The sequence below is a fragment of the Vibrio sp. S234-5 genome, from assembly GCF_000960595.1.
Classification (GTDB): domain Bacteria; phylum Pseudomonadota; class Gammaproteobacteria; order Enterobacterales; family Vibrionaceae; genus Vibrio.
Genome location: NZ_JZAM01000441.1, coordinates 1 through 972 on the forward strand (window position 1 = coordinate 1; position 972 = coordinate 972).

At 49.7% G+C, this 972-nt stretch carries 1 protein-coding gene; it reads right to left on the reverse strand.

Going from position 1 to position 972, the window contains the following annotated elements:
- Window positions 1–972 (reverse strand): IS66 family transposase (locus UF06_RS22910; protein WP_045572523.1); only part of this gene is annotated, 972 nt, incomplete at both ends.

Sequence of the window (972 nt, forward strand, 5' to 3'; positions counted from 1 at the left end):
TCGGCCATTGGCCGAGCGTGTATTTTATCGCTTTACCCAGCGGGCTAGACTCAAGCACTTTCTGAGTTGTCATCCATTCATAAAGCTCATCCAGTATCGGCTTAGCATGCTCTTGGCGCTCTGCTTTCCGTTTTTCGGCACAGGCACCTTTTAAGCGGGATTCTATTCCATAGAGTTTCTGGATTTTAGCCAATGCACTATCCGCTTTGCCTGACTTGCCTTTGCCTTGAAGCTTTTTCGCCTCCATGAACTTGCGCCGAGCATGCGCAAAGCAACCGACATTGGTGACGAGATGAAGCCCATCATAAACACCATAGCCATCGGTTTGCAGATACCCATCATAGTCGCCCAAGAAGGCAACAGGGCACGACCTCGCTCGACTGTTTTGATAGTCATACAAGACGATATTTCTCACATTAGGGAGCGCGGTATCGGGCGAGTCCGCGCCCGAGCAGTAGAGCCACATGTAGCATTGCTTGTCTTCCTTGAGGACATTGAGCGGCGTTTCATCCGCCTGAACCACCACTTGCTCGAGTAGGTGCACTTTCAAAGCTGCGTAAAGTGGAGCGAACTTCTCACTGACTTGGATAATCCACCTTGCCATCGTGGTTCGTGAGAGTTCGATACCCGATTGGGTAAACAGGGATTCTTGGCGGTAAAGTGGCATCGCGTATTGGTATTTGCCGAGGATGATATTGGCCAGCAAGCTTTCTGTCGCGAAGCTCTTAGGGATAATGCTTTGCAGCGCTGGCTTTTGAACAACGTGGTTTTTGTCTTCTGTTTGCTCGCATTGGCGGCAAGCATATTTAGGACGAACATATTCCAACACTTTGAGTACCGCTGGCGTGAACTCAAGTTTCTCGCTACGGTCTTCACCGATTTTATGCAGACTATGTTGGCAGCAAGCGCACTGCTTTTCATCGTCGTCTAAATCGAGTTCGATAACCTCACGAGGCAAGGTCTTTGGCAGTG